Here is a 26,840-nt window from a genome sequence, read left to right on the forward strand (position 1 = left end):
CCGCGAAATTGAAGTTGTTCGCGCAGGCCTCTTCCCGGCTGAAGCCGGTCCCACTAACCGCGTGCAGCCGTGAAAAGGGTGCGCATCACTTGAGCGCCTGGCGCCGGCGCTAAACCAACTCTGCCTTGCGCAGCTCGCTCTTCAGGTAGGCGTAATAGATCGGCCCCGCGACCACGCCGGGAAGGCCGAAGGCGGCTTCGAAGATCAGCATCGCCAGCAGCAACTCCCACGACTTGGCACTAATCTGCCCGCCGACGATCCGCGCGTTGAGGAAGTACTCGACCTTGTGGATCACGATCAGATAACCCAGCGCCGCCATTGCCACCCAGATCGACAGCGACATGCCGACGATAAAAATCAGCGTGTTGGACATGAGATTGCCCACCACCGGAAGCAAGCCCAGCAGGAACGTCAACACAATCAGCGTTTTGGTCAGCGGCAGGTGCACGCCACACAGTGGCAGGATGACCGCCAGGAAGATCGAGGTGAATGCCGTGTTGAGCAGTGAAATCTTGATCTGAGCGAAGACGATGTTGCGGAACGCCTGACTCAGCAGGTGCAAGCGCTCGAACAGCGCGGCGGCCAAAGGCTTGCGCTTGGTGACATCGGGGATGCGTTGCAGCGCGATGATCGCGCCCAGGACCATGCCAATCAGCAGCGTGACGAACATATGCGCCGCGCCTTTGCCGAGCAGCTGCAGCTCGCCGAGGTGCTTGGTCAGCCAGGCGCTCAGGGACACCTGAAATTCAGTGGCGCTGGCCGGCAGATAGTTGTCGATGAAAGGCGGCAGTTGACCGCGCGCGCGGTCCACCAGAATCATGAATTTATCCAGTGACGCCCCGGGGTTTTCCGCCTCATGCAGGAGAAAGCTGATCGCCCCTGCAAACAACAAGGCCAACACCGTAACCACCAGCGTGCCCAACAACGCCACGGCGAGCCAACGCGCGCGCTCGCCGGCGATCAGCCGCTGTAGCTGAGGCGTGAGCATGTCGACCAATTCATACACCAGCAAGCCCGCCAAAAGACTGGGCAACAAGTTGAGCGGCAGCACCAGCAGCAACCCGCCAAACACGAGAATGCAACTGGCCAGATACACTTGACGGGGCGAAAACGTTGGCATACAGCCTCAAAACGAGCGGCGTGGAGGATGGGCAGTCTGCCAGCGTTCTGAGTGGAGAACCAGCGACGCGAAAGCCCTTGAAGGCTCAAGCGTGAGGACGCTGCGATTGCAAAGGGGGTCATCGGCCGCAATCGCAGAAAATGCAGGGGGCGGCGCCGCATTTTGGCGCCAGGAATCGATCCGCGAATTTATTTCTTTTTAAGACAATCGCTCATGAAGGACTTGCGTGCATCGCCCTTAAGCGCCTGAGTGCTGGCCGTAGCGTTGCAGGTCTTCATCTTGTCTTGCTGAGTGGCAACCGGTGCGGGCGCAGCCTTGAGGCACGTGCTCATGAACGCCTTGCGCTCATCGCCCTTCAGGGATTTCGCCGAGGCGTCGGCGTTGCACGTGGTCATTTTGTTTTGCTGGGCCGTAGCGGCAAAACCTTGGGCACTCAACAGCAAGCCCATGACCAACAAGGGGATACGCAGCATCGTCATCGCCATTCTCCTGAGGCGCCATGCCCTTGCATGGCTCTGAAAGGAGTGTAGCCAAAGAATGTTGCTGCATATTTCTGACAAGCCGTTCCCTGCGCTGGACGTGCGGACTGACAGGCCGATAATGGCGCCTCACTCAACTGCCGGTCCGGTCATGCCATACCTTTATCCACTGCTCACCGTCATGATTTGGGCGGGCAACAACGTCATCACCAAAGCAGCGGCAGGGCGTATTTTCCCTGCCGAGATCGGTTTTTATCGCTGGGTCCTGGCGGCGTTGCTGTTCACGCCGTTCCTGCTGGCGCCCGTGCTGCGTAACCGCGCGCAGATCAAGCCGATCCTCGGCAAGGTCGTCGTACTGGGCGTGCTGGGTATGGCGATTTATCAAAGCTTGGCGTACTACGCGGCAAACATCACCACGGCCACGAATATGGGGATCATTCTGTCGCTGGTGCCGGTGATGACGTTGGGCATGTCGATCGCCAGCCTTGGTACGAGGCTGACTGCGGGCGCATTGGTCGGTGCGTTCGTGTCATTTGCCGGTGTGCTGTGGGTGGTGTCGCAGGGCAGCTGGAGTGCGTTGATCGCCCATGGCGTCAACGTTGGTGACGTGATGATGCTGGTGGCGACGCTGGCGTATGCAACCTACAGCACGCTGCTCAAGAAATGGCAGCTACGCATGCCGCCGTTGCAGCTGCTGTACCTGCAGATACTGGTAGCGATCATCGCGCTGTTTCCGCTGTATGTGATTTCGCCAAAGACGGGCCTGAACGCAAGCAACATTCCATTGGTGCTCTATGCGTGCATTCCGACCTCAATGTTGGCGCCGTTGCTGTGGATGAAAGCGATTTCAATCCTCGGACCCAGCCGCACCACCTTGTTTTTCAACCTGGTGCCCATCCTGACTGCGCTGGTTGCCGCGCTCGCGCTCGGCGAGCAACTGGCGTCTTATCACTTTATCGGCGGTGCCCTGACGCTGGGCGGGGTGATCCTGGCAGAACGCTGGACCACACCGCTGCGCAAGGCCGCGATCAGTTAAGGCTGCTTGCCCGACTTACCGGGCAATCAGGCTTTGTCGTGATCCTCCGCAGCGTGAATCGACACATCGGTAATGCCCAGCACATGCGGCAGGCCGATGGTGTCTTCACCGGTATCAAAAGGGTCATCTTCCACAGCGACGTTATGCTTGAGGGCCAGTTCGTGCACGACCTCAATAATCGGCACGTCGAGGTTTTCAATCAGATCGACATGGTGCTCACCGGCCAACGTGTATTCGATTTCATAAAGCTCTTTATCGCTCATCGCATCACTTCCTACGCGACCCCTCGGGTCGACTGATCACGAACAACGGCTAAGTAAGTCAAAGACCGGCGGCTTTTAAACGCGCGGCATGCTCCAGGAACAACCTCACGGGATCGGCTCCCTTGCCTACCAGCCCGAAGTGCTGGTTGACGATGTCGAAATGGTCGAGCGGATAGTCATCGCCAATGACTTTGCCAAGGTGAGAACTGAAACGCCCGACCATGCCATCAGATTGACCTCGCTCTTTCGTGAACGTGCGAGCAAATATTCGACAGGTAAGATTTGAGCTATCGAAGAGGTTCTTGCCGCGGTCGGTGCGCCCTGTTTGCAGCGTTCCGGACCAGGAGTAATAACGCACCCCGGCCACCTCTTCGTCGCCCTCCCCGCCCCAGTTTTTGGGGAGCCCCTGAGGGAATCGCAGGTTGAATCGCGCAACCCCGCAGGTGGTGAGGGAGTGGTGCGCAGCGTCGACATCCACGGGCAGCCGAGTGCCGCGATAACCGGTGTCGAGCGCACCGGTGATGAGCGTGGTGACGCGAATGGCAGCGTTGACCACACGCCCTTTTATCGTATGCGGCGGGAAGTGCTCTTCAAGGTAATCGGCCAATTCGGAGCCGTGATTGGGACCCGCAATGGAAGTGACCGACGCGACCAGGTCCGGGCGCATGCCCGCGACGTAGCGGATGGTCAGCGCACCCTGACTGTGCCCGATCAGGTTGACCTTGGCGGCTCCGGTTTGCTCAAGAATTTCCTGCACGCGGGCCAGCAACTGCTCGCCGCGAATCTCGGTGGAGTTGACCGCCGAGACCATGACCGGGATCACCTGCGCGCCACCCCGACGCAACGCTGGCACGATACCGAACCAGTACGGATAAACCACGAGCTTCACAAAGCCCAGCAACCCGGGCACCAGCACAATGGGGTAGCGCGTGGCCTGTTCTTGCGGCATGAAAGGGCGATCCCTGAGAGTGCATGATGGGCCGAGGTAGTCACTCCAAAAGTAGTCGGCAAACGTTCCTGGAACATGACAAAAAACAGTAATGCCCCATCGCCATCAATTTGATCGAACTCTTGGGCGGCTTGACTGCTCATAACAGCAACGGGCCAACAATGGTCTTTCTCGTGGAGCAATTCGAATGTTCAAGCAATCTCTGGCAGTAGTGATTTCCATGGCCGCGTTGGCGGGTTGCGCATCGACCACCCTGCCGAACCCGGTTGACTACGCGACCTACCGCAATGAACCACTGGTCAAGCAAGTCGAAGAAGGCATGACCAAGGAACAAGTCCTGACCATCGGCGGCACGCCGTCGACCACTACCCAGCGCCGCGCTCACCCTGGCACTTGCAACAACTATGTGCTGAACCGCGAAGGCCACCAACAGGCTTACTACGTCACTTTCGACAACAACGGTCGCGTGAACAGCAAAGGCTTCATGACGTGCGAACAGCGTGACGCCAACGAACGCGCCATGTGATTTAACGCTCTTCGTTTGAATGGTTGAGCCTGCCTTTGGCTGCACCCGCCGGAATATCGCAACGATGACCGGCGCGCATCGATAACGCTGGCGGCTCAACCCTCGTAGATTCCTGCATGCCATGCCTGCGCGTTAAATCAGCGCGAACAAAAATCAAACTTTTGCCAGCGCCCACCACTCACACCTATGACCCGATCCTGCCGGGCGCCTGCTTTACGCATGGCGCATACAGAGCGCGACGGAACAAACCGGAAAAGCCCTGGAGATACCTGATGATCAATCTGCACCCTATGACCGACGTCGCCACGTTACGAGAGCGCGCGCGCCACAACGTAGAGAACGGCGCCGTTACCGAGAGCTATGGCGCTGATCGTGAAGAGGTCCTGCGCCTGCTGAACGCATCGCTGGCAACCGAGCTGGTCTGCACCCTGCGTTACAAGCGCCACTACTTCATGGCGAAGGGCATCAAATCCCACGCCGCAGCCGATGAATTTCTGGAACACGCCAATCAGGAGCTTGAGCACGCTGACAAGCTGGCCGAGCGCATCGTGCAGCTGGGCGGCGAGCCGGAATTCAACCCCGACCTGCTGAGCCGCAATTCCCACGCGCAGTACGTCGCCGGGAACACGCTCAAAGAGATGATTACCGAAGACCTGGTGGCCGAGCGCATTGCCATCGACAGCTATCGCGAGATCATTCAGTACATCGGTGACCAAGACCCGACGACTCGCCGCATCTTCGAAGAAATTCTGGCTCAGGAAGAAGAACACGCCGACGACATGGCAGACCTGCTCGACGGTCTCTGATCCGCGGCACGCAATGTAAAAAGCCAGGGCATATGCCCTGGCTTTTTTGTGGGTGAGGGTTGCGCCTTTGCATCGTGGCCAGCCGTGTTCGCCAGCAAGCCGGCTCTTACAGAATAACTGCGACCTCCGTCGGAATCGGCATACAGGGCAACCGCGACTTTCGTCGGGACCAGCTCTACAGGACATCCGCGAACTTTGTAGGAGCCGGCTTGCTGGCGAACGCGTCAGACGGGCCACCGCACTCCGTGCGCTACCAACAACGAATGATCAGTCAACCTCGAGAGCCCCCTTCACTTCACCGTTTTCGGCGCCTTGCCCGAGCGCATCTGTTCCAGCAATGGCGCGCACTGGTTAGGCGCATCACCACTGCTCGGCGCCACCAGCGCCAGCAACCCGGCCGCTGGCCCTACGGCCGCGCCCAACAACACCATCCCTGCGCCGCGCAGTAACAGCGGGCCCGACTCGACCCCTGCATTAGGCTTGGCAAACGGGCCACGTACGTACAGCGGCGAGCGCAACGAAAAGACCCTGAAGCCTTTCGACTCCGGCGTGATTTTCATGTCCAGTTGCTCGGTTTTCAGATTCGCCGTACCGTCCACGTAAATAATCGCGTTCTCGGTGTCAAAGACGAACAGCTTGGTGCTCGCCAGGCCATCCTTGAAGTTAACGTCAGACGCTGCGCAATTGATCTTCACGTCCTTGTCGCCAAACAACCTGCCCACCACGTAGTTGCCGACGTTCAGGCCTGCGATTTCCATGAGCCCGCGGCTAACGGCGCCGTCATTGACCAGCATTTTCATTTCACCGTTGGAGGTGCCCAGCAGCGCAGCCACGGAATTGCCCCGACCACTGATGTCAGCGTCGCCGTTGAGCTCGCCGAAGCTGGTCTTCATGGGTTCGAACGTCGGGAACAGCTGCTTGAGTTTGAAACCACGCGCTGAAAGCTTCGCGCGGCCCTCAAGCGGCTGGGTATGACCGTTGAGCTTGATGTCGGCGTCAAGCTTGCCGCCTGCAACACCGAAGCGCAGGGGCTGCAAACTCAACACGCCATCATTGAGAATCACATGCGTGTACAGGTCATTGAAGGGCAGCTCGGCGCTCTGCACGATACGCTTGCCGGTGAACTCGACATCCGCGTCCATGGCGGCCCAGCGGTCGGTTTTAAACTCCTCGACCGGCAGCACTTTGCCCGTCGGTTGCTTGCTCTCGCCGCCCCGGGTTTTCTGCTCGGCATTGGAGTCGGCGCCAATAAGCGGCTTGAGGTCGGCCATGAGTAACTGGTTGGACACCAGCGCACCGGTCAGCTTGGGACGTGGCTGACTCGCCACGAAGCCCAGATCACCATGAATGTCGCTCTCGCCGATCTTACCGTTGAAGCCCTTGTACTGAAACGAGGCTCCGGCAGGGTCATGCAGTTTCGCGACCAGGCGGCCATCGGTGGAATACGGTGGGGAGTCCGGCAGGGTCACGCCGGTGAGTGGATACAGGTTGCTGAGGCTGTCGCCGGACAGCTTCAACCGCAGGTCGAGCTCTCCCAGGTTTTGCGGATCAGTGACAGTGCCCGCAACAGCGACGCGCAGGGCGCCGGCGCTGACATCGGCTTGTACCGGGAACGGCAGCGCTGCATCCTTGAGCGCCAACAAACCGCCCACCTTGCCACTGCCGTTAACCGGCTGACCGTGATACTGGCCTTTAGCGGTGAAGCCGAAGGCGTAGTCCTGTGCCGAGGCGCCCTTGTCCTGAACCTTCTTCGCCTCACTGCTGCCGACGATGTCGCTGTAGGGGATCGGCTTGCCCAGCAGGTCGATCACCACGTCGACGGCGGTGTTGATCTTCTGGTCGTTGTAGCTGACAAAGCCTTTATCGAAGCCAATCGAACCGATGTCGATGACCCAATTGGAGGGCTTGGCATCGGGATCGCTCTTGGGCAGGTCAAACACCCAGTTGGCTCGGCCATCGGCCAGGCGCTCGATACGGGCATTGGGTTCGGTCAGGTTAATGCGCGGGATGACCACACGCTGAGCCAGCAACGGCAAGGGCGACAAACGCAGGTCAACGCGCTTGAGGGTGACCATCTGCGGCGTTTTAGACCACTCGGGGTTGCCCAGCGCAATGTCTTCCGCAGAAAGATGGGGCCACGGAACCCAGGCGCGCCAGCCGCCTTCGTCAGGCTCACGGTGCCAGCTTACGGCCAGGTTGCCGTTGATGGCGAACGGGCGATGCAACTCGGCGGACACCTTTTCGTTGATGGTCGGCTTGAGCCGGTTCCAATCGAACGTCGCGATCACGATGATCAGAATCACCAGCAACAGCAGCAGGATGGCGGCTGCCCAGGCAAAGATTTTACGGCCTCGCGTCATTGCGTTTTCTCCCCAAAAACCGACGCGCCGTCCAGGGCACGTCTCGTACGTCGTAACGGTTCGACTGACAAAAGCGGCTTCGGTTTGATCGAATCCCGATTCGAGCCCAGAAAGTTCCGCAGTGGCCGACCTCTTGCGCCTGAACGGCGTCGGGAATGCGCATGAAAAACTGCCGAAAGCCCCGCCTGAGGCGGGCCCTCAGCTCGCATCATTTCTGTCGATGGTCACCATCAGCCCGTTGAACTTCTTTCTCCACCGGGCGGCGGTAAAATCCCCAGCACGTTCACACAACCTTTAGCACCCGAGCATCCGTCCATGAAACGCCAATTGATTGCCCTGACCCTTTCCCTTCTTGCCTCGAGCGCTTTCGCGATGCCTGCCAGCGAACAAGCAGTACTCGGCGAAGCGAAGGCGACGCAGCACATCGGTTTGCCGACACTCGCTCAGGATGGCCCTGACCGGTTGATCAACCAATACCAGCGCGTCGCCGACAATGGCCCCGATCGGTTGATTCAGCAGTATCAGCGCGTTTCCTGAGCACAAGCGGTTAACCAAAGCCCGGCATATTCGCCGGGCTTTTTATTGGACGGCATACCGGGTTCGACGCAACGCGAACGCATTTGCTAGAGTTGCCGCCCACACCCTTGTCAGATACATGCCCCATGCTGCCCCGCGCCGAACAGAAACAGCAGACCCGTCATGCCCTGCTTGATGCAGCCAGGGGCCTGATGGAGAGCGGACGCGGCTTCGGCAGCCTCAGCCTGCGCGAAGTGGCCAAAACCGCTGGCATCGTGCCAACCGGCTTCTATCGGCACTTCGATGACATGGACCATCTGGGGCTGGCACTGGTCAGCGAAGTGGGCCAGACGTTCCGCGAAACCATCCGCCGAGTGCGCCACAACCACAACATCGACAGCGGCATCATTGATGCGTCCATCCGCATCTTTCTGGATGTGGTGGCGGCCAATCGATCGCAGTTTCTGTTCCTGGCCCGCGAGCAATACGGGGGTTCGCTGAAGGTGCGCCAGGCCCTCGGCGCCCTGCGCGAAGGCATCATCGCTGACCTGGCCACCGATCTGGCGTCGATGCCCAAGTTCCAGCACCTGAATACCGACGACCTCTCGGTCATGGCGGACCTTGTGGTGAAGAGCGTGTTTGCCATGCTCCCCGAATTGATCGACCCACCGCCCTCGGCCTTGGCCGAACACCTCACGCCCCGCGCCAAAATCACCCAGCAATTGCGCTTCATCTTCATCGGCGCCAAGCGCTGGCAGGGGTTGGGCAGCACTGAGTAATTCGGCGCCTGCGAAGGCCATTCGCGGGCAAGCGCGCTCCTACAAAGGATCGGGCTGCCGAACTCAGGCTTCAGTCGCTGGTGACCGCGTTTCGAATAGGATTATCCAGCCTCACCAGTGGCCGTGCATCCGACCGTAGGAGCCGGCTTGCTGGCGAATGCGCTTAATCATTCAACGCAGCGTCGTCAGCGCGTATCGGTTCGCCAGCAAGCCGGCTCCTACAGGCGGCAGTTTGGCCTCATGACCACTTGCTGCCAGCGCGCGCCAAGCCAGTGCACTGACAACACCCCTCGCACCAGTTGCGTGCGCATTACTTGGGCGACGATTCGTCTCTGCACTGTATTCACGCAATTTCTGTTTGCTGCGCCTGTTGGCAAGCCGCTTGCTCTGGTTGTTGTATCGCACATTGCTGGAAGCTTTCTAATGCTGGTGATTCATCAACGGATCGACCCTCAAGCCGAATGGGCTGCAGAACTGCATTTGAATTTCGAGGCGCGCAGTAAAAGCCGGCTGCGCTGTTTCAGTGCCGAGGGTGAGGACGTCGGGTTGTTTCTGGAGCGCGGTCAGCCTCCGCTCCGTGACGGCGATTTTCTCCAGGCCAAGGACGGACGCGTCGTGCGCGTCTGCGCTCGGCCGGAGCAATTGATGCACGTGACCTGCAGCAGCGCATTCGAGTTGACCCGCGCGGCGTATCACTTGGGCAACCGCCATGTGGCGTTGCAGGTGGGCGATGGCTGGCTGCGCCTGCTCGACGACTACGTGCTCAAGGCCATGCTTGATCAGTTGGGCGCATCGACCGTATCGCTGGAGGCGCCCTTTCAGCCTGAGCACGGCGCTTACGGTGGCGGTCACCACCACTCGCGCGCCGGCGAGGAAGACTTCAATTACGCGCCGCGCATCCATCAGTTTGGCGTGCGCACGTGAACACGGCCTGGGCGCTGCTGCGCCTTGCGAGCCCGCAATTGCCGATTGGCGGCTACAGCTATTCCCAAGGTCTGGAGATGGCGGTGGAGCAAGCCGTCGTCAGTGACGCGGCCAGCGCCGCCCGATGGATTGGCGACCAATTACTGCTCAACCTCGCCTGCTTCGAGGCGCCGCTGTTGCTCGCGCACTGCACCGCCGCTGCGCAAGACGACTGGACGACGTTGCGCCAACTGAGCGAAACCCACCGCGCCAGCCGTGAAACCCGTGAATTGCACCTTGAAAGCCGCCAGATGGGCTACTCGTTGCAGCAACTGCTAAACGGCCTGCCCGAAATGGATCAGCCCGCCAGGGACCTTCTGCTGCAGGTAGGCGAACCGCATCTGGCGCTGGGCTGGGCCCTGGCTGCACGCGCCTGGGGGATCAATCCACAGGATGCGCTTGCCGCATGGCTCTGGAGCTGGCTGGAAAACCAGTTGGCCGTGCTGATGAAAACTCTGCCGTTGGGTCAACAAGCTGCCCAGCGCCTGACCAGCGAATTGCTGCCACTGCTTCAGTCCGCCCAACTACACGCCACTGCCCTTGACCCGGAACACATCGGCAGCGCGCCGTTCGGGCTGGCGCTGGCGAGCATGAACCATGAGCGGCAGTACAGCCGCCTGTTTCGATCGTGATGCAGTGGCTATCGCTGCAGCACCACGAACCGCACCACACGCTTAACGGAGAGAAACAATGAACAGCCAACCTTTGCGCGTCGGCATCGGCGGTCCGGTCGGTTCCGGCAAGACGGCACTGACGCTTGCGCTATGCCTGGCCCTGCGTGACCGCTACAACCTGGCGGTGGTCACCAACGACATCTATACCCGCGAAGATGCGGACTTTCTGGTGCGCAACGAAGCCCTGGCGCCGGAGCGCATCATCGGCGTGGAAACCGGCGGCTGCCCGCACACCGCGATCCGCGAGGATGCTTCGATCAACCTGGAAGCGGTCGACCAACTCAATCGCCGTTTTGAGGGGCTGGACCTGATCATCGTCGAATCGGGCGGGGACAATCTGTCCGCAACGTTCAGTCCGGAGCTGTCGGACCTCACCATTTATGTCATCGACGTATCGGCCGGCGACAAGCTGCCACGCAAAGGCGGCCCGGGCATTTGTAAATCCGACCTGCTGGTGATCAACAAGATCGACTTGGCGCCGTTGGTAGGGGCATCGCTGGAGATGATGGACCGCGACACCAAAAAGATGCGCGGCGACAAACCCTTTGTGTTCAGCAATCAGAAGACCGGCCAGGGCCTAGAGCAGATCGTTGCGTTCATCGAGCGCCAGGGCCTGCTGACGGCTGCCTGATTTCGGATACCCAAGCGGCTAACCCCCAAGTGAAGCAAGGAATTCATTCATGAACTGCAAAAAAATACTCAGCGCGCTGGCACTGCTGATCGTTCCGGCATTGGCTTTTGCTCACCCTGGCCATGATGAAAGCGGTCTGGTGGCGGGCATCAGCCATCCACTGGGCGGTGTCGATCACTTGCTGGCGATGATTGCCGTCGGTCTTTGGGCAGCCCAGCAGAAAGGCGCGGCGCGTTGGGCACTACCTTGCACGTTTGTCGGCACCATGCTGATTGGCGGACTGCTCGGTTTTGAAGGCCTGGCGTTGCCCGCGCTGGAAAGCGGTATCGCAGCGTCGGTGTTTGCGCTGGGGCTGGCGGTCGCGCTGGCCGTGCGTCCGCCCTTGTTTTTGGCAGTGACGGCGACCGCGCTGTTTGCGATGTTCCATGGCGTCGCGCATGGCCTGGAGCTGCCTGAAATGTCCAGCCCTTGGGGTTACGCACTTGGTTTTGTCGGCGCGACGGCCGCACTGCATGCGGCAGGTTATGCCGTGGTGCGCTTCCTGCCGGCAGCCGCCGCCCCCGTTGTGCGCGTCGCTGGCGCTCTGGCTGCAGCGACAGGCGTCTGGTTGTTCGCGGGCTGAATGATGCTGCGATAAAACCACATCGCGGATATATGTCTTCCGACAGGACAATTGTGGGAGCGAGCTTGCTCGCGAAGAGGCCCGAACATCCGCTAATCTTCAGCGGTTGAAATGCCGTCTTCGCGAGCAAGCTCGCTCCTACAGGGATCGCGTTTTTCGTTGAACGGCAGGCATTTCCGACCGGGTTCGGCGGGGATCGATCGATCCCCGCTGCCCTGCCCACCCCCCGCCTGCTACCATGTCGCGCAATTTGAGCCTGCCGTGACGCCATCCAATGCCTGACGCTTCCCTCTCCACTGCCAAGTCCGAGCTGTACGCCATGTTCACCGAGGTGCAGCAGCACTTTATGCGGGTGGTCGTGCCGTTGTGGCAGGGGTCTGGGTGGAATGCCGAGTTGGCGCTGCCCTACGAGGCGGTCGATGCGCAGCATCGTCCACTGCCACCGCAGCGCTACCGGGCCATGGCGTGTGCGCGCCAGCTGTTTCTCTTCTCCAGCCTGATCGGCCATCCCGACGTGCCTGACGCTGCCACCCGCGCTGCCGCACTGTTTCGGTCACTGCAACAACACTTTCATGATGCCGAGCATGGCGGCTGGTTCTACAGCATCGATCCCCATGGTGCGCCGCTGGACCGTCGCAAAGACCTCTACACCCACGCCTTCATCGTATTTGCGTGCGCGCATTACTGGGGCAACGTCCGAGAGCCGCTGGTGGAGTCGGTACTGAATGCCGCACTCAGCGTCGTTGCCGAACGCTTCGCCGACGGCAACGGGCTGTACGAATCCATGCTCGCCGAGAACTGGGCTTCGCTGCAGGCGGGGCCATTGCAAAACCCGTTGATGCATCTGGCTGAGGCCTTTCTCGGCACGCTCGCCGTGCGTGAGGATGCTGGCACGCTGGCGGCGCTCGACGGCTTGGTTGAAGCCATGCAGCGGCGTTTTGTCGATGTCGAACACGGGGTGATGCTGGAGAAGCCGCTGGACGCTGTGGATAACTGGTCCGAGCCGGGTCACCAGTTCGAGTGGTTCTATTTGCTGGGTTCCAGCGAGCATTTGCGCAGCACGCCGCTGTACCGTTCGCTGGAGACCGCCTTCGCCCACGCCGAGGCACAGGGCGTCGATCAAACGACGGGCGCTGTAGCGGCGACGCTGGAAGTGGATGGTTCGGTCAAAGACGGCACCCAGCGGATCTGGGCGCAGGCTGAGTACTTGCGTGCTTTGACCTTGAGATCTGATAGCGAACATCTGCTAGCGCGCCAGTTGAAAGCGTTGCAGGAGCATTTTCTGCACCCCACTGGCTGGAACGAGTGCCTGGACAGCCAGGGCCAGGTCAGCCGCAGCGACATGCCGTCCACGACGCCGTATCACCTGGCGACGTGCTACATCGGGTTGGCCGAATATTTCAGCGGCTAAACGGCTTCAAGCGCGGGACGGCCCTCGTCTGTAGGAGCCGGCTTGCTGGCGAAGGCGGTGGGTCATTGAAAATCTGGCCGCTGCTGAAGCCGGTTCGCCAGCAAGCCGGCTCCTACAGATCGGCGTCTTAGCATCGGTAATCGTTAAGATCGTTCCCACGCTCTGCGTGGGAACGCAGCCCGGGACGCTCCGCGTCCAGCCGGCCACCGCCGACCGGCAACCGCCAACCAGCAGCCAGCAGCCAGCAGCCAGCAGCCAGCAACCGACAACGCAGAACGTCGGTCTGGCGCCGGCCGAGTTTTTCAGTGGCTAAACGGCTTGAAGCGCGGGACGGCCCTCGTCTGTAGGAGCCGGCTTGCTGGCGAAGGCGGTGGGTCATTGAAAATCTGGCCGCTGCTGAAGCCGGTTCGCCAGCAAGCCGGCTCCTACAGATCGGCGTCTTAGCATCGGTAATCGTTAAGATCGTTCCCACGCTCCGCGTGGGAACGCAGCCCGGGACGCTCCGCGTCCAGCAACCGGCCACCGCCGACCGGCAGCCGCCAACCAGCAACTGGCAACCGGCAACCGGCAACCGGCAACGCAGAGCGTCGATCGGCGCATTCCCAAGCAGAGCGTGGGAACGATCAAGCGACGGTCAATCGACGATCAAGTGGAGCTGATTACTTTTCGCCACGGCTACGGTCGATCGAAAAACCCGCCCACGTCTGGCTGACGGGCATCAGTTCCAGGCTATTAACGTTGACGTGCGCAGGCGTGTTCATGATCCAGAAAATGGTGTCGGCAATGTCCTGAGGCTGAACGGGCTCTGCGCCTGCGTAGGTCGCGTCGTACTTGGCCTGATCGCCGCCGAAACGTACCAGCGAGAACTCGCTCTCACAAAGACCCGGCTCAAGGTTGGTCACTCGTACCCCGGTACCGACCAAATCATTGCGCAGGTTCAGTGAGAACTGCCCGACGAATGCTTTAGTGCCGCCATACACGTTCCCGCCCGGGTAAGGATAATTCCCCGCCACAGAGCCGAGGTTGACGATGCTTGCACCGCGTCCATAAGCGATCAGGCGAGAAAGCAGCACACGCGTGGTGTAAACCAGCCCTTTGATATTGGTATCGATCATGGTGTCCCAATCGTCCAGATCGCACTTGGGTGCAGGATCGATGCCCAGCGCCAGGCCCGCGTTGTTGATCAGGCCACGAATCTTGGCGAACTCCGCCGGCAGGCTGTCCACCGCGCTCTCCACGGCCGCGCGATCACGCACGTCGAGCGTTAGCGTATGAACCTTGGTCTGCTTCGACAATTCGGCGCTCAGCGCCTGCAAGCGGTCTTCACGGCGCCCGGTCAATACCAGCGACCAACCCGCCTCGGCAAAGCGACGGGCGCAGGCTTCGCCAAACCCGGAGGTGGCCCCGGTAATGAATACGGTAGAGGTCATTTTTTTCTCCTGATCAACGATGCGGGCTTTTCAAGCCAAAACGGAAAGTCACGCACACTGTGATGCGTGTGGGAAAGTTCTGAAGAATGCCCGCGCAGGCGGGGCAGTATCAAGCGTCATCACCCACATCGTCGTACAACTTCCCAGCTGTATAAAAAACAACCAAGTTCTTCAAAGCCTTGTTCTGCTTGGCCTGCGGGTAGTTTTGCCCACCTTATCCACAGTCAGGCTCACAATCTCTGGGGGCAACTTAAATTCGTGAGGGTCCCGGCATACGGGGGCTGTGGCGCATCATTGGGCGTTTTTTACTTGACCACGCAAGGGCTATCTGCTGTTGCGCGCTTGCGAAATCTGGGTGTCTGGACAGGAATGTGCGCCCGAAGCCAGAGATTGCGCTATCTACGGCACTCTTTCCAACGGTTGCACACAGAGTTATCCACAGGCCGCTGCTATGCAAAGCCTGTATAAAAAACCAGCTGCAAAAGCGTTGACAAGTGCCTCTGAAATACCGGCCGAAACTGCTGATCAATATTTGATCAACCCCTTGGAACGCCCGAAAACAAAGGCCTGCAGGCACCTACCACCAACTTATTCACAGTCACCTCCACAGTAAAACTGAACAAGTCAAAAGCGTGACAAAACAGCGATTTGCAGCGGCTATATGTCGCGTTTTCACGCAGGCTCAAAATTGTTTTCCACAATTCGGAACAGCCACAAAAAAGCCCCGGAAGTTATCCAACCGGGGCTTGTTATAACTGCAACGCTCGGTGCTCAGTGACCGCCCAGATAGGCGTTTCTGACCTCCTCATTACTGAGCAATTCCTTACCCGTCCCGGTCAGACGAATCTCCCCGTTGACCATCACATAAGCACGATCCGACAACCTCAAGGCGTGGTTCGCGTTCTGTTCGACCAGAAAGATGGTCATCCCGGTCTGCGCCAACTCGCGCAGCGTTGCGAAAATCTGTTTGACGATGATCGGAGCCAGGCCAAGGCTCGGCTCGTCCAGCAACAGCAGCTTGGGACGGCTCATCAGCGCGCGCGCAATGGCGAGCATCTGCTGCTCGCCGCCGGACATGGTCATCGCCCGCTGATTGCGCCGTTCCTTGAGCCGGGGAAACATTTCAAACATGCGCTGCATGTCTTCGCCGGCGTGTTTGTCACCGATGGGGATGGTGCCCATCATCAGATTTTCTTCCACCGACATGTCCGGGAACACGCGGCGTCCCTCGGGCGACTGGGCAATGCCGTTGGACGCGATGTAATGCGACGACTTGTGCGTGATGTCAGTGCCTTGATAAATGATCTGCCCGCTCGCAGCGCGCGGCTGGCCGAAGATCGACATCAGCAGCGTCGATTTACCCGCCCCGTTGGAACCGATCAGGCTGACCGTTTCGCCCTCATCAATGTGCATCGATACTTTCTTCAAGGCCTGAATCGGCCCGTAGTACACATCGATCTCTTTCAATTCGAGGATCGGCTTGCTCATACCAACTCCTCTTCATCAGCACCCAGATACGCCGCGATGACCTTCGGATCGTTGCGGATCTGCTCTGGTTTGCCCCTGGCAATCACATTGCCGTGGTCGAGCACGACGATGTCATCGGAAATGCCCATCACCATGCCCATGTCGTGTTCGATCAGCACAATGGTCATGTCGTGGTCGTCACGCAGATGGCGAATCATGCCGCTGAGCGCCTCGGTTTCCTGAGGATTAAGCCCTGCGGCAGGTTCGTCCAGGCAGATGACCTGCGGTCGTGTGCACATGGCGCGGGCGATTTCCAGGCGGCGCTGCTGGCCGTAGGAAAGCTCACCGGCAAGACGGTTGGCGCAATCCACCAGGTCCACCACTTCGAGCCAGTAGAACGCCGTGTTCATGGCGTCTTCCTCGGCCTTGCGGTAGGCCTTGGTGTTGAGGATGCCCGCCAGCATGTTGCGATTGACCCACATGTGTTGTGCGACCAGCAGGTTCTCGACGACAGACATTTCCTTGAACAGCCGAATGTTCTGGAACGTCCGCGCTAGCCCCGCCCGGTTAACCAAGTGCGTGCCACCGAACATCTTGTAGTACAGCCGGCTGCCGAATCGCCTAGGCGAGGCGAAGTCGGTAGCCCGGAACTGCTCGCCGAGCAACTGGATGACGTTGGTTTTCTTCCCCCGCGCGTTCAGCTCGATGCGCCCGCCGGTGGCTTTATAGAAGCCGGTCAGGCAGTTGAACACGGTAGTCTTGCCGGCGCCGTTCGGGCCGATCAGGGCGAAGATCGAGTTGCGTCGCACCTGCAGGCTCACGTCGCTGAGCGCCTTGATGCCGCCGAAATGCATCATCAGGTTTTCGACGGACAGAACGATTTCGTCGCTCATTACGCGCCCTCCACTTTGGCCAGCACGCCTTTGCGTGGTTGCACGCCGGTGCGGCTGATACGGATCAAGCCACGCGGACGCCAGATCATCATCAGCACCATCAGGATGCCGAACAGCAGCACGCGGTATTCAGCGAAGCTGCGCAGCAATTCCGGCGCGACCGTCAGCACAAAGGCCGCGATGACCACACCGACCGTGGAGCCCATGCCGCCGAGCACGACGATGGCGAGAATAAGCGCCGACTCGAAGAAGGTGAACGATGTCGGGTTGACGAAGCCTTGATAACTGGCGAAGAACACCCCGGCCAGCCCTGCCGTCGAGGCGCCGATGGTGAACGCCGAAAGCTTGACCAGCACATGGTTCAGGCCCATCGAGCGGCAGGCGATTTCGTCCTCACGCAGCGCTTCCCATGCACGGCCCACTGGCATGCGGGTCAGGCGGTGCTTGACGTACAGCACGGCCAGCACGACCAAAAACAGCACGGTGTAAATGAAGATGAATTTCAGGTCCGGGTTGTATTCGAAGCCGAAGTACTCATGGATAGGGATACCGCCGTCTTTGGCGCGGCGTCCGAATTCCAGCCCGAAGAAGGTCGGCGCAGGCACAGGCACACCATTCGGCCCACCGGTGAACGACAGCCAGTTGTTGAGCACCAGCCGGATAATCTCGCCGAAGCCAAGGGTCACGATCGCCAGATAGTCCCCATGCATGCGCAGGACCGGGAAGCCCAGAATGCAACCGGCCAGCGCCGCCGCGATCGCCGCCAATGGCAGCGCCGACCAGAACCCGAGCCCCAGATACTGGTAGCCGAGCGCCAGGCCGTATGCGCCAATCGCGTAAAAGGCCACGTAGCCCAGATCCAGCAGCCCGGCCAAGCCGACGACGATGTTGAGCCCCAGGCCCAGCAGCACGTAGATCAGGCCAAGGATCACCACCGTCAGCACGTACTTGTCGGCAAAAACGGGGAAGATCACCGCGATCAGAATCATCAGCGGAATGATGAAGCGCAGGCGCGTTTTGTAACCCGGTGGCAGCACGTGCACACCAGAGCCCGAGCTCTCAAAGCTCTGCGCAATGGCAACCCCTTTTGGCGTCTGCAAAAACAGGCTCATGAAGAAGCGGCCGACGACGACCACACCAACCAGCACTGCAACGCGGGTGGGCTGCAGATTAAAACCGTAGCCGTCCAGCACGATGCCGACGATCGGGCCGAATACGATCAGCGCCAGCAGCCCGGCGATCACCGCGTCGATCAGGCTTTGTTTGATATCGATGGGTTTAGTAGGTGCAGACATGGTTATACCTTCGCCACGAGTGGGCGACCCAGCAGGCCTTGGGGACGAAAGATCAGAATGACTACCAGCAGGCCGAAACTGAACACGTCTTTGTAGTCGGAGTTGATCAGACCGGAAAATTGCGACTCAGCAACGCCCAGGATCAGCCCGCCGAGCATCGCGCCCGGCAGCGAGCCGATGCCGCCCAATACCGCTGCGGTAAAGGCCTTGATGCCGATGACGAATCCGGCGAAGAAGTCGAACGTGCCGTAGTTCATGGTAATCAGCACGCCAGCCAGTGCCGCCATGGCCGCACCGATGACGAACACGTAGGAAATGACCCGATCCGTGTTGATGCCCAGGATCGAAGCCATTTTGCGATCCTGCTGCGTGGCGCGGCACATGCGGCCCAGCTTGGTGTACTTGATGATGTAGGTCAGCACGCCCATGCCAACAAAGGCGGCGATCAGGATGAAAATCTTGGTGTAGGTAATTTGTACGAAGCCGCTGCCGACATCGAAGCGCATGGCGCCTTCAAGCAGGGTCGGTACGCCTTGCTGACGCGGGCCCTGCGCGATCTGCGCGTAGTTTTGCAGGATCAACGATATGCCGATTGCACTGATCAGCGGTGCCAGTCGGGTCGAGTTACGCAGCGGTTTGTAAGCGACTCGCTCAATGACGAAGCCGTACACGCCGGTCACCACAATGGTGAAGATCAGTGTGCCGAGAATCAGAAAGGGGAATGACTCGACGCCGAAAAACGACAGCACGGCCAAGCCAATGGCTGCCAGGTAAGCGGAGATCATGTACACGTCGCCGTGGGCGAAGTTGATCATGCCGATGATGCCGTACACCATCGTGTAACCGATGGCGATCAGGCCGTAGACCGAGCCCAGTGTCAGGCCGTTGACCATTTGCTGCAGGAAAATACCATCCATCACGCACGCTCACGAACTTGAAAGGCCAATCCGGCGCGCGGCAACCAGTCCCTCGTGAGGAGTGGGGAAGCGCCCGGGTGGCAACAGAAGAAATCCGGCGCTGCCGTCAGACAGCGCCGATTACCGGATCAGTCTGCTTCCCGGCTCACCCCCGAGAAACAGCCAATCCGACTAAGTGCGCAACTTACTTCTGCTTTTCAAGCTGGTGATATTTGCCGTCCTTGTCCCACTGGTAAACCACGTAGTCAGAGACTTTCAGGTCGCCCTTGGTGTCCCAGGCTTTCTCGCCCATGACGGTCTTCACAGGATGGGCCTTGAGGAACTTGGCAGCGTCTTCGCCTTTGTTCGACTTGGCGCCGTTGAAGCCTGCGGCCAGCGCCTGAACCGATGCGTAGGCGTAGAGGGTGTAGCCTTCCGGCTCGTAACCCGACTTGCGGAACTGCTCAACCACAGCCTTGCTGTCGGGCAGCATGCGCGGGTCGGCGCCGAAGGTCATGTAGACGCCATCAACGTATTGCGCGCCGCCAGCGGTGGTCACCAGCTCGTCGGTGACAACGCCGTCATCGGACATGAACTTGACGTCTTTCAGACCCTGCTCGCGCAGTTGGCGAACCAATGGGCCGGCTTCCGGGTGCAGCCCGCCAAAGTAGACGACGTCAGCGCCGGTGCTGCGGATCTTGGTGACCAGGGCGCTGAAGTCTTTCTCGCCACGGGTCAGGCCTTCTTCCAGGACGGGCTTCACGCCGCGTGCAGTCAGCTGCTTGGCAGTCGCGTCGGCCAGGCCTTTGCCGTAGGTGTCCTTGTCGTTGATAACGGCTACTTTCTTGGCCTTCAGCACGTCAACGATATAGTCACCGGCAACGATGCCTTGCTGGTCATCACGGCCGCACATGCGGAACATTGCGCTCAGGCCGCGCTCGGTAACGGTTGGGTTGGTGGAGCCCGGAGTGATCGCGATGATGCCGGCCTCGTCATAGACTTCCGATGCCGGGATGGTGGACGAAGAACAGAAGTGGCCGACTACGCCGGCAACTTTGTCGGACGCGGCCTTGTTGGCCACGGCAACGGCCTGTTTCGGTTCGCAGGCATCGTCATAGGCAGTCAGCACGATTTTGTCACCGTTGACGCCGCCTGCAGCGTTGATCGCATCGGCTGCCGCTTGCGCACCCTTCATGTACTGCTCGCCAAATGAGGCGTTGGCGCCGGTCATAGGGCCTGCAACGCCGATCTTGATGTCGGCTGCCTGTGCAAATGACGCCGCACCCATGGCAGTAGCCACTGCCAATGCCAGAAAGCCTTTCCTGTAGAACGTCTGCGACATGAGTTGGTGCTCCTAGGTTTTTTAATTAGCACTGCGACCACGCTGCTGCTGCGAGCAAGTGGCGTGCCATCGGTTTTTTATTCTGAGAAAAGTCGTTGTTTTGTTGTTATCCGACTGATTTCTGCCCTTTTTGTCAGGGCGTGCAACCGTCTAAACCGCGCAAGGTGCAACCCTGCGACTTCGAAAGAGCAACCCTCCAGTGACGAGCGCGCAACCGCGCATTTCCGACCTGTACAACCCTGTTGTTACAGCGTGCGTCACCGAACTGCACACTGCGGGTGCGCTCGCGCTACGGGACGCACCATTTAAGGATAGAGGATAGGAGGAAAAGCGTTGTTTTGTGACACAAATTTCTGCTCAGATCACGATTCTGAGGCACTGGCCCGCATGGTATAGCGAAAAGCCAGCCTCGTACAAAGAGCTGCGCAATCCGACGCCCGCCAATGGCTGCATACGTGAGAAGGGAATCGGGAGTACACCCGCATCGCCGCTGCACAGGTAATCGGCAAAGGCCTTGCCGACTACGGTTCCGGTGGTATTGCCGCGCCCGTTGTACCCCGTTGCTGCGACCAGTCCTGGTGCAGGCTCGAACATTCGCAGGAGGTGATCGGGCGTGAAGGCAATACAGCCGGTCCACGTGCATTCCCAGTCCACAGGCTTGAGGTAGGGGAAATAGTGCTGCTGAACACGATCGGCCCATGCTTTGAGAAACCAGCCGGGCTTCTGATTGCCGTTGCCCAGACTGCCCAGCAACAGACGGCCATCAGCATCGCGACGAATGCTGCTGAGCACCTGACGCGTGTCCCAGGAGCCCTGCCCGCCCGGCAGAATCTGTTGCGCGGCCTCTTCAGTCAGCGGCGCCGAAGCCACTTGGTAGTAGTAGCCCGGAAAGAAGCTGCGGCGCAGCTCCGTCCATTCGCCCTCGGTGTAGGCGTTGGACGCAATGACGGTTTGCTCGGCAAGCACCGCGCCGTTTTCAGTGATCACGCACCACCGTGCGCCCTGTCGCTCAAGGCGTTTGACCGGTGAGTGATCGAAGCGCTGACCGCCCAGTTGGGTGACGGCGGCAGCCAGCCCGCTGGTGTAGGCCATGGGATTGATCGTGCCGGCGCGATGGTCGAGTAATGCGGAGGTGATTTCGATGGTGCCGGTCGCTTCCTGACAGGCCTTGCCGGTGAGCAACTCCACCGGAGCGCCGCGACGCTTCCATTGTTCTTCACGGCTGCGCAGGTCCAGCTCGCCCTTGGCGTTGTGCGCCATGTGCAGCGTGCCTTTGCGCGTTGCCTGGCAGTCGATGCCATATCTTTCGATCAGACTGAACACCAAAGAGGGTGCATTGCCCAGCATTGTGTTGAGCTGGCTGCCGACTTTCTCGCCGAACCCGGCTTCAATTTCGTCAGGCGGAATCCACAAACCCGCATTGACCAACCCTACGTTCCGGCCGGACCCGCCCTGCCCCGTGCGATGGGCTTCGACGACAGCAACGGTCTTGCCCTGCTCAAGCAGATGAATGGCTGCCGATAAACCCGTGATGCCAGCGCCGATGACGCACACATCGACAGTCACTTCCCCGCGCAACGCGGGCGCTTCCGGCCTCTGCGGCGTCAGCGTTTCCCACAGACATTCTTCGCGTAACGGCATCGCAAAACCTCGGAGAGAGACAACGATGATTATTCAGTGGTGTTTGTAAAGACCACTTCGCGAGCAAGCTCACTCCCACATGACTTGCGCAAATAGGTGGGAGCGAGCTTGGTCGCGAATGAAGTCAACGCGGTGCGATGACTACACTCCGTCTCTGCTAATCAATCAAACGTAATCCCCTGGGCCAGCGGCAGCTCGCGGGAGTAGTTAACGGTGGCCGTCTGGCGGCGCATGTAGCCTTTCCACGAATCCGACCCGGATTCACGCCCCCCGCCGGTTTCCTTCTCGCCACCAAACGCGCCGCCAATCTCTGCACCACTCGGGCCAATGTTGACGTTGGCAATGCCGCAATCGCTGCCCAATGCCGAGATGAACTGCTCCGCCTCGCGCACGTCCGTGGTAAAGATGCAAGAAGACAGGCCCTGCGGCACGTCATTGTTCAGCTTTACCGCCTCGCTGAAATCGTCGTACCCGACCACGTACAAAATCGGTGCGAAGGTCTCGCTGCGTACTACGTCGCTCTGTTCCGGCATCTCGACGATGGCGGGCGAGACGTAATAGGCATCGGGAAACTTATCTTCCAACTGACGCTTGCCGCCAAACACCTTGCCGCCTTCGCTCAACGCCTGCTCCAGGGCTTCCTGCATGTTTTCGTAGCTCTGCCGGTCGATCAGCGGGCCAACCAGGTTGCCTTCCAGCGGATGACCGATGCGCACTTTGGCGTACGCCGCTTTCAGACGCTCGACGAACTCGGCCTTCACCGACGTGTGAGCAATCAATCGGCGCAGGGTGGTGCAGCGTTGCCCGGCCGTGCCGACGGCGCTGAACAGCACCGCGCGCACTGCCAGGTCCAGGTCGGCGCTTGGGGTAAGGATCATCGCGTTGTTGCCACCCAGCTCCAGAATGCTGCGGGCGAAACGTGCCGCGAGTTTTGGCGCCACTTCGCGGCCCATGCGCGTGCTGCCGGTCGCGCTGATCAACGCCACGCGAGGGTCATCAACCAATGCCTCGCCGGCTTCGCGGCCGCCGACAATGCACTGCGTGAGGTAAGCCGGAGCGTCGGAGAATTGCGCTGCGACTTTATCGAACAGCGCTTGACACGCCAGCGCTGTCAGTGGCGTCTTTTCCGACGGTTTCCAGATCACTGAGTTACCGCAAACCAACGCCAACGCGGTGTTCCACGACCAGACCGCCACCGGGAAGTTGAACGCGCTGATGACACCGACAACCCCCAGCGGATGCCAGGTTTCACGCATGTGGTGGCCAGGGCGCTCGGAGGCGATGGTCAGGCCGTACATCTGGCGTGACAACCCGACCGCAAAGTCGCAGATGTCGATCATTTCCTGCACTTCACCCAGCCCCTCCTGAGTGATCTTGCCCGCTTCCCACGACACCAGTTCGCCGAGGTCTGCCTTGTGCGTGCGCAACGCTTCGCCGAATAACCGGATCAGCTCGCCGCGACGGGGCGCAGGCACTTTGCGCCACGCTTCGAATGCATGGTCGGCACGGGTGATGCGCTGTTCGACTTCGGCGGCGCCTTCCCAGCTCACCGAAGCGACCTGACTCCCGTCAATTGGCGTATGAACAGGCTTGTCGCCCTGCTGATAAAGCGCGGCATCGACACCGAGTCGGGTAAGCAGATCGTTGAGCATGGTTTCTCCTGAGGCGGATCGTAGGTGCGAAAGCGGAATGTCAGGCTTTGGCAATTTTGTCAGCCTGTAGTAATAGCTGGCACACGGCACTGCAACAAACGACGATTAAGCGAGATATCATTCCGTTTTTTCATGCTGACGCTGAACGAGCCGAATATGTTGAATAAACGCCATCTCCCGTCGGTCACTGCGCTGCAATGTTTTGAGGCGGTCACACGCCATTTGAGTTTTACCCGCGCGGCCGAGGAGCTGAATCTCACGCAAAGCGCCGTGAGCAAGCAAGTCGCGCAGCTGGAAGAATTGGTACAACACCTTTTGTTTCGCAGGGTTCGCCGGCGCTTGCAGCTAACCCCTGCCGGCGCGCTCTATCTGGCTGAGGTGCGCAAAGTCCTGATGCAGATGGAGATGTCGACGCACTTCCTGCGTTCCTACGGCGGCGAGACTGAAGTCCTGCGCGTGTCGACGCCTTCGACCTTCGGCGCCCGCTGGCTGGTTCCGCGCCTGAAAGGCTGGCGCTTGCGTCATCCCCACATTCATCTGGACTTGGTCAACGAGCAGGAGAGCGACGACCTGGCACAGAGTCGCTGCGATGTGTCGTTCTATTTCGGCGGTGGTGCTCGGCCTGGCGCCGAGAGCGTAAAGCTGTTCAATGAAGAGCTGATCACCGTCTGCGCTCCGGCCAGTATCCCCGAACGGCCGTTCACCGATCCGACACAGCTGAGCGACTTGGTCCTGCTGCAAAATGCGCATCGCCCACAAGCCTGGCACGACTGGTTTGAAAGCCAGGGTTATCAGACCGAACACAGCTACCATGGCCCGCGCTTCGAAACGATCTATATGTGCATCCGTGCCGCGCAGGTGGGTTGCGGGGTTGCGCTGTTGCCCCGGTTCCTGGTTGAAGAAGAACTGGCGGACGGCAAGCTGGTGATGCCATGGCCCCATGCGCTGCCCAGCCAGGATGCGTATTACCTCGCCTACCCGGAACACGCTGCCGAAGTGCCGAAGATCCGGGTATTCGTCGAATGGATGCTTGAGTAAATCGACGCGCCCACCCCGCAGTGAAAACATCCCCGGCTGAAGCCACAGTCACGGTTTGAGCCCGGCACACTGGATCCCACAATCAGGGTTTCAGCCACCCCCACTGGATACACCAGTTGCTTTAAGTGGGACCGGCTTCAGCCGGGAAGGGGCCGGTTTGCGCACCTTCAAATCTGCGGTGTGACCACCGACGCCTTCCCGGCTGAAGCCGGTCCTACAGTCAGGGTTTCCGCTAGCCCACTGGCTACACGCAGTGCTTTAAGTGGGACCGGCTTCAGCCGGGAAGGGGCCGGTTTGCGCACCCTCAAATCTGCGGTGTGTCCACCGACGCCTTCCCGGCTGAAGCCGGTCCCACAGTCAGGGTTTCCGCTAGCCCACTGGACACACGCAGTGCTTTAAGTGGGACCGGCTTCAGCCGGGAAGAGGCCGGTTTGCGCACCCTCAAATCTGCGGTGTGACCACCGACGCCTTCCCGGCTGAAGCCGGTCCCACAATTGGTGCTCTTGCCATTTTCACTCAATTGGTGCTCATGCCATTTCCACTCAATTGGTGCTCATGCCATCCCACACAATGGGTGCTTAGGCCAGTCCCAACAACTGGCGTTCCACCCAGCGCGACCAGGTGCAGGCAGTCAGTCGCTGAAACATTTCTGCCCCTCCCGCACGACGACTGGCATTATGTCGGCCATCGTCAATAACAAACCGGACGTACCGCCACAGCGCTACCGCAAGGTTGTATGCGACACCCAATTGAATCTCCCCGGCCGCACCCTGGCGGCCGCTGCTGGCTGGAGCGACACAATGAGCGAGAGCGCTTTCGCGGATCGCATCGTGCAGAACCTGCTCGATACCGACCTCTATAAGATGAGCATGATGCAGGCCGTACTGCACAACTACCCCAACGTTGAAGTGGAGTGGGAGTTTCGCTGCCGCAACGGTGAGGACCTGCGCCCCTATCTGGCCGAAATCCGTCATCAGATCGAGCAACTGTGCGAGCTGTCGCTGAGCATCGAGGAGACCGGCTTCCTCGAACGCATCAACTTCATGAAGCCCGATTTCCTGCGTTTCCTCGGTTTGTTTCGCTTCAACCTGCGCTACGTCCAGACCACCATCGAAAACGATGAGCTGTGCATTCGCCTCTCCGGCCCGTGGCTGCATGTGATCCTGTTTGAAGTGCCTGTGCTGGCTATCGTCAGCGAGGTTCGTAACCGTCATCGCAACCCTGAGACCTTGCTGAGCCAGGCGCGCGATCAGTTGTACCGCAAATTCGACTGGCTGACCGCCACCGCCACCGCCGATGAATTGGCCGAATTGAAAGTGGCCGACTTCGGCACTCGCCGGCGCTTCTCCTTTGCGGTGCAGGAAGACGTCGTTGCAGTGCTTAAAAAAGACTTCCCCGGCCAGTTCGTTGGCACCAGCAACGTCCATCTGGCACGCAAATTCGACCTCAAGCCGCTCGGCACCATGGCCCATGAGTGGATCATGGCGCATCAACAACTCGGCCCGCGACTGATCGACAGCCAGATCGCCGCCCTTGATTGCTGGGTCCGTGAGTACCGCGGATTACTGGGTATCGCGCTGACAGACTGCATTACCACCGACGCTTTTCTGAATGACTTTGACCTGTTTTTCGCCAAGCTTTTCGACGGCCTGCGCCACGACTCGGGCGACCCTGTGCAGTGGGCCGAGAAATGCATCCGCCACTACCAGAAGCTGGGCATTGATCCGATGAGCAAGACGCTGGTGTTCTCCGATGGGCTGAATCTGCCGAAAGCGTTGGAAATATTCCGTGCATTGCGTGGTCGCATCAATGTCAGCTTCGGCATTGGCACCAATCTGACTGCGGATATTCCTGGCATAAAACCCATGAGCATTGTGCTCAAAATGACCGCATGCGCCGGCCAGCCCGTTGCCAAGATTTCGGACGAGCCCGGCAAGACGCAGTGCAAGGACCCTGAATTTGTGTCCTACCTGCGCCATGTCTTTAAAGTGCCAGCGTGAGTCGAACACCGACAGCCGCCCTATTTTCATGCCATTCCTTTTTTGCTCAAG

General features: G+C 59.8%; 25 protein-coding genes. 12 read left to right on the plus strand and 13 right to left on the minus strand.

Going from position 1 to position 26,840, the window contains the following annotated elements; translation table 11 throughout:
• Positions 1–109 precede the first annotated feature (109 nt).
• Both QRN48_RS22345 and QRN48_RS22350 read right to left on the minus strand, forming a co-directional pair.
• On the minus strand, positions 110–1,120 hold the full coding sequence (locus QRN48_RS22345) for an AI-2E family transporter (RefSeq protein WP_037015619.1): 1,011 nt from the start codon (positions 1,118–1,120) through the stop codon (positions 110–112).
• Between the two features lie 188 nt (positions 1,121–1,308).
• Positions 1,309–1,599, minus strand: a complete 291-nt coding sequence (locus QRN48_RS22350) for a PsiF family protein (protein ID WP_037015622.1) — start codon at positions 1,597–1,599, stop codon at positions 1,309–1,311.
• Between the two features lie 151 nt (positions 1,600–1,750).
• Here QRN48_RS22350 and QRN48_RS22355 point away from each other — a divergent pair, with 151 nt between their 5' ends.
• The gene (locus tag QRN48_RS22355; RefSeq protein ID WP_285353484.1) at positions 1,751–2,635 is read left to right on the plus strand and encodes a DMT family transporter; all 885 of its coding nucleotides are present in this window, start codon (positions 1,751–1,753) and stop codon (positions 2,633–2,635) included.
• A 26-nt stretch (positions 2,636–2,661) separates the two neighbouring features.
• On the opposite strand, the gene QRN48_RS22360 is transcribed toward QRN48_RS22355, so the two are convergent.
• Positions 2,662–2,898 carry a hypothetical protein gene (locus QRN48_RS22360; RefSeq protein ID WP_037015625.1) on the minus strand — a complete coding sequence of 79 codons (237 nt, stop codon included), beginning with the start codon at positions 2,896–2,898 and terminating at the stop codon, positions 2,662–2,664.
• Between the two features lie 58 nt (positions 2,899–2,956).
• A complete protein-coding gene (locus tag QRN48_RS22365; protein ID WP_285353364.1) occupies positions 2,957–3,847 on the minus strand; it encodes an esterase/lipase family protein in 891 nt (296 codons plus the stop codon).
• Positions 3,848–4,034: 187 nt separating this feature from the next.
• Between QRN48_RS22365 and osmE the strand changes: the two genes are divergently transcribed.
• Both osmE and QRN48_RS22375 read left to right on the plus strand, forming a co-directional pair.
• Positions 4,035–4,373 carry an osmotically-inducible lipoprotein OsmE gene (osmE, locus tag QRN48_RS22370; protein WP_037015634.1) on the plus strand — a complete coding sequence of 113 codons (339 nt, stop codon included), beginning with the start codon at positions 4,035–4,037 and terminating at the stop codon, positions 4,371–4,373.
• A gap of 272 nt (positions 4,374–4,645) precedes the next feature.
• Positions 4,646–5,179, plus strand: a complete 534-nt coding sequence (locus tag QRN48_RS22375; RefSeq protein ID WP_191942755.1) for a ferritin-like domain-containing protein — start codon at positions 4,646–4,648, stop codon at positions 5,177–5,179.
• Between the two features lie 290 nt (positions 5,180–5,469).
• Here the strand turns inward: QRN48_RS22375 and QRN48_RS22380 are convergent, their stop codons facing one another.
• Positions 5,470–7,539, minus strand: coding sequence for an AsmA family protein (locus QRN48_RS22380; RefSeq protein ID WP_285353365.1), 2,070 nt, complete (start codon positions 7,537–7,539; stop codon positions 5,470–5,472).
• Between the two features lie 315 nt (positions 7,540–7,854).
• Here QRN48_RS22380 and QRN48_RS22385 point away from each other — a divergent pair, with 315 nt between their 5' ends.
• The 7 genes from QRN48_RS22385 (at position 7,855) to QRN48_RS22415 (ending at position 13,135) form a co-directional block, all read left to right on the plus strand.
• Positions 7,855–8,076, plus strand: coding sequence for a hypothetical protein (locus QRN48_RS22385; protein WP_037017492.1), 222 nt, complete (start codon positions 7,855–7,857; stop codon positions 8,074–8,076).
• Between the two features lie 125 nt (positions 8,077–8,201).
• Positions 8,202–8,834, plus strand: a complete 633-nt coding sequence (locus tag QRN48_RS22390; protein ID WP_037015642.1) for a TetR family transcriptional regulator — start codon at positions 8,202–8,204, stop codon at positions 8,832–8,834.
• Between the two features lie 423 nt (positions 8,835–9,257).
• Entirely contained in the window at positions 9,258–9,758 is a 501-nt protein-coding gene (gene ureE, locus QRN48_RS22395) for an urease accessory protein UreE (protein WP_285353366.1), read from the plus strand.
• The gene (locus QRN48_RS22400; protein ID WP_285353367.1) at positions 9,755–10,429 is read left to right on the plus strand and encodes an urease accessory protein UreF; all 675 of its coding nucleotides are present in this window, start codon (positions 9,755–9,757) and stop codon (positions 10,427–10,429) included. Before ureE ends, QRN48_RS22400 begins: the two co-directional genes overlap by 4 nt.
• Positions 10,430–10,487: 58 nt before the next feature.
• The gene (gene ureG, locus QRN48_RS22405) at positions 10,488–11,102 is read left to right on the plus strand and encodes an urease accessory protein UreG (protein ID WP_191942752.1); all 615 of its coding nucleotides are present in this window, start codon (positions 10,488–10,490) and stop codon (positions 11,100–11,102) included.
• A gap of 49 nt (positions 11,103–11,151) precedes the next feature.
• Positions 11,152–11,724 carry a HupE/UreJ family protein gene (locus QRN48_RS22410; protein WP_191942751.1) on the plus strand — a complete coding sequence of 191 codons (573 nt, stop codon included), beginning with the start codon at positions 11,152–11,154 and terminating at the stop codon, positions 11,722–11,724.
• 274 nt (positions 11,725–11,998) lie between these two features.
• On the plus strand, positions 11,999–13,135 hold the full coding sequence (locus tag QRN48_RS22415; RefSeq protein ID WP_285353368.1) for an AGE family epimerase/isomerase: 1,137 nt from the start codon (positions 11,999–12,001) through the stop codon (positions 13,133–13,135).
• A 659-nt stretch (positions 13,136–13,794) separates the two neighbouring features.
• On the opposite strand, the gene QRN48_RS22420 is transcribed toward QRN48_RS22415, so the two are convergent.
• From QRN48_RS22420 to amaB, 8 genes are all read right to left on the minus strand, one after another.
• Positions 13,795–14,565, minus strand: coding sequence for an SDR family oxidoreductase (locus QRN48_RS22420; RefSeq protein ID WP_037015656.1), 771 nt, complete (start codon positions 14,563–14,565; stop codon positions 13,795–13,797).
• Between the two features lie 771 nt (positions 14,566–15,336).
• Positions 15,337–16,053, minus strand: coding sequence for an ABC transporter ATP-binding protein (locus QRN48_RS22425; protein ID WP_037015659.1), 717 nt, complete (start codon positions 16,051–16,053; stop codon positions 15,337–15,339).
• Positions 16,050–16,925: an ABC transporter ATP-binding protein gene (locus QRN48_RS22430; protein WP_285353371.1), complete on the minus strand. Its 876-nt coding sequence runs from the start codon at positions 16,923–16,925 to the stop codon at positions 16,050–16,052. Before QRN48_RS22430 ends, QRN48_RS22425 begins: the two co-directional genes overlap by 4 nt.
• A complete protein-coding gene (livM, locus tag QRN48_RS22435; protein WP_037015665.1) occupies positions 16,925–18,220 on the minus strand; it encodes a high-affinity branched-chain amino acid ABC transporter permease LivM in 1,296 nt (431 codons plus the stop codon). Before livM ends, QRN48_RS22430 begins: the two co-directional genes overlap by 1 nt.
• Before the next feature lie 2 nt (positions 18,221–18,222).
• The gene (locus tag QRN48_RS22440) at positions 18,223–19,137 is read right to left on the minus strand and encodes an ABC transporter permease subunit (protein ID WP_037015668.1); all 915 of its coding nucleotides are present in this window, start codon (positions 19,135–19,137) and stop codon (positions 18,223–18,225) included.
• Positions 19,138–19,321: 184 nt separating this feature from the next.
• Positions 19,322–20,458 (minus strand): ABC transporter substrate-binding protein, encoded by a 1,137-nt coding sequence (locus QRN48_RS22445; protein WP_037015671.1) that lies wholly within the window; start codon positions 20,456–20,458, stop codon positions 19,322–19,324.
• A gap of 357 nt (positions 20,459–20,815) precedes the next feature.
• Complete coding sequence (gene amaA, locus QRN48_RS22450) at positions 20,816–22,099, minus strand: L-pipecolate oxidase (RefSeq protein WP_285353375.1); 1,284 nt, start codon at positions 22,097–22,099, stop codon at positions 20,816–20,818.
• A 161-nt stretch (positions 22,100–22,260) separates the two neighbouring features.
• A complete protein-coding gene (amaB, locus tag QRN48_RS22455; RefSeq protein WP_285353377.1) occupies positions 22,261–23,751 on the minus strand; it encodes an L-piperidine-6-carboxylate dehydrogenase in 1,491 nt (496 codons plus the stop codon).
• Positions 23,752–23,907: 156 nt separating this feature from the next.
• Here amaB and QRN48_RS22460 point away from each other — a divergent pair, with 156 nt between their 5' ends.
• Both QRN48_RS22460 and pncB read left to right on the plus strand, forming a co-directional pair.
• Positions 23,908–24,789: a LysR family transcriptional regulator gene (locus QRN48_RS22460; protein ID WP_285353379.1), complete on the plus strand. Its 882-nt coding sequence runs from the start codon at positions 23,908–23,910 to the stop codon at positions 24,787–24,789.
• 800 nt (positions 24,790–25,589) lie between these two features.
• Entirely contained in the window at positions 25,590–26,789 is a 1,200-nt protein-coding gene (gene pncB / locus QRN48_RS22465; protein WP_285353486.1) for a nicotinate phosphoribosyltransferase, read from the plus strand.
• The last annotated feature ends 51 nt before the right edge of the window (positions 26,790–26,840 follow it).

The organism is Pseudomonas sp. ME-P-057 (assembly GCF_030208975.1).
Lineage (GTDB): Bacteria > Pseudomonadota > Gammaproteobacteria > Pseudomonadales > Pseudomonadaceae > Aquipseudomonas > Aquipseudomonas lutea.

Excerpts from the sequence above, each read along its gene's own strand:
- QRN48_RS22440 (WP_037015668.1), bottom strand. The coding sequence starts at position 19,137 with ATGGATGGTATTTTCCTGCAGCAAATGGTCAACGGCCTGACACTGGGC.
- amaA (WP_285353375.1), bottom strand. The coding sequence starts at position 22,099 with ATGCCGTTACGCGAAGAATGTCTGTGGGAAACGCTGACGCCGCAGAGG.
- QRN48_RS22345 (WP_037015619.1), bottom strand. The coding sequence starts at position 1,120 with ATGCCAACGTTTTCGCCCCGTCAAGTGTATCTGGCCAGTTGCATTCTC.
- QRN48_RS22425 (WP_037015659.1), bottom strand. The coding sequence starts at position 16,053 with ATGAGCAAGCCGATCCTCGAATTGAAAGAGATCGATGTGTACTACGGG.
- QRN48_RS22355 (WP_285353484.1), top strand. The coding sequence starts at position 1,751 with ATGCCATACCTTTATCCACTGCTCACCGTCATGATTTGGGCGGGCAAC.
- QRN48_RS22415 (WP_285353368.1), top strand. The coding sequence starts at position 11,999 with ATGCCTGACGCTTCCCTCTCCACTGCCAAGTCCGAGCTGTACGCCATG.
- QRN48_RS22375 (WP_191942755.1), top strand. The coding sequence starts at position 4,646 with ATGATCAATCTGCACCCTATGACCGACGTCGCCACGTTACGAGAGCGC.
- QRN48_RS22460 (WP_285353379.1), top strand. The coding sequence starts at position 23,908 with ATGTTGAATAAACGCCATCTCCCGTCGGTCACTGCGCTGCAATGTTTT.
- ureE (WP_285353366.1), top strand. The coding sequence starts at position 9,258 with ATGCTGGTGATTCATCAACGGATCGACCCTCAAGCCGAATGGGCTGCA.
- QRN48_RS22385 (WP_037017492.1), top strand. The coding sequence starts at position 7,855 with ATGAAACGCCAATTGATTGCCCTGACCCTTTCCCTTCTTGCCTCGAGC.
- QRN48_RS22360 (WP_037015625.1), bottom strand. The coding sequence starts at position 2,898 with ATGAGCGATAAAGAGCTTTATGAAATCGAATACACGTTGGCCGGTGAG.
- QRN48_RS22430 (WP_285353371.1), bottom strand. The coding sequence starts at position 16,925 with ATGAGCGACGAAATCGTTCTGTCCGTCGAAAACCTGATGATGCATTTC.
- QRN48_RS22420 (WP_037015656.1), bottom strand. The coding sequence starts at position 14,565 with ATGACCTCTACCGTATTCATTACCGGGGCCACCTCCGGGTTTGGCGAA.
- QRN48_RS22390 (WP_037015642.1), top strand. The coding sequence starts at position 8,202 with ATGCTGCCCCGCGCCGAACAGAAACAGCAGACCCGTCATGCCCTGCTT.
- QRN48_RS22380 (WP_285353365.1), bottom strand. The coding sequence starts at position 7,539 with ATGACGCGAGGCCGTAAAATCTTTGCCTGGGCAGCCGCCATCCTGCTG.
- amaB (WP_285353377.1), bottom strand. The coding sequence starts at position 23,751 with ATGCTCAACGATCTGCTTACCCGACTCGGTGTCGATGCCGCGCTTTAT.
- QRN48_RS22365 (WP_285353364.1), bottom strand. The coding sequence starts at position 3,847 with ATGCCGCAAGAACAGGCCACGCGCTACCCCATTGTGCTGGTGCCCGGG.
- QRN48_RS22445 (WP_037015671.1), bottom strand. The coding sequence starts at position 20,458 with ATGTCGCAGACGTTCTACAGGAAAGGCTTTCTGGCATTGGCAGTGGCT.
- QRN48_RS22350 (WP_037015622.1), bottom strand. The coding sequence starts at position 1,599 with ATGACGATGCTGCGTATCCCCTTGTTGGTCATGGGCTTGCTGTTGAGT.
- osmE (WP_037015634.1), top strand. The coding sequence starts at position 4,035 with ATGTTCAAGCAATCTCTGGCAGTAGTGATTTCCATGGCCGCGTTGGCG.
- livM (WP_037015665.1), bottom strand. The coding sequence starts at position 18,220 with ATGTCTGCACCTACTAAACCCATCGATATCAAACAAAGCCTGATCGAC.
- ureG (WP_191942752.1), top strand. The coding sequence starts at position 10,488 with ATGAACAGCCAACCTTTGCGCGTCGGCATCGGCGGTCCGGTCGGTTCC.
- QRN48_RS22410 (WP_191942751.1), top strand. The coding sequence starts at position 11,152 with ATGAACTGCAAAAAAATACTCAGCGCGCTGGCACTGCTGATCGTTCCG.
- pncB (WP_285353486.1), top strand. The coding sequence starts at position 25,590 with ATGAGCGAGAGCGCTTTCGCGGATCGCATCGTGCAGAACCTGCTCGAT.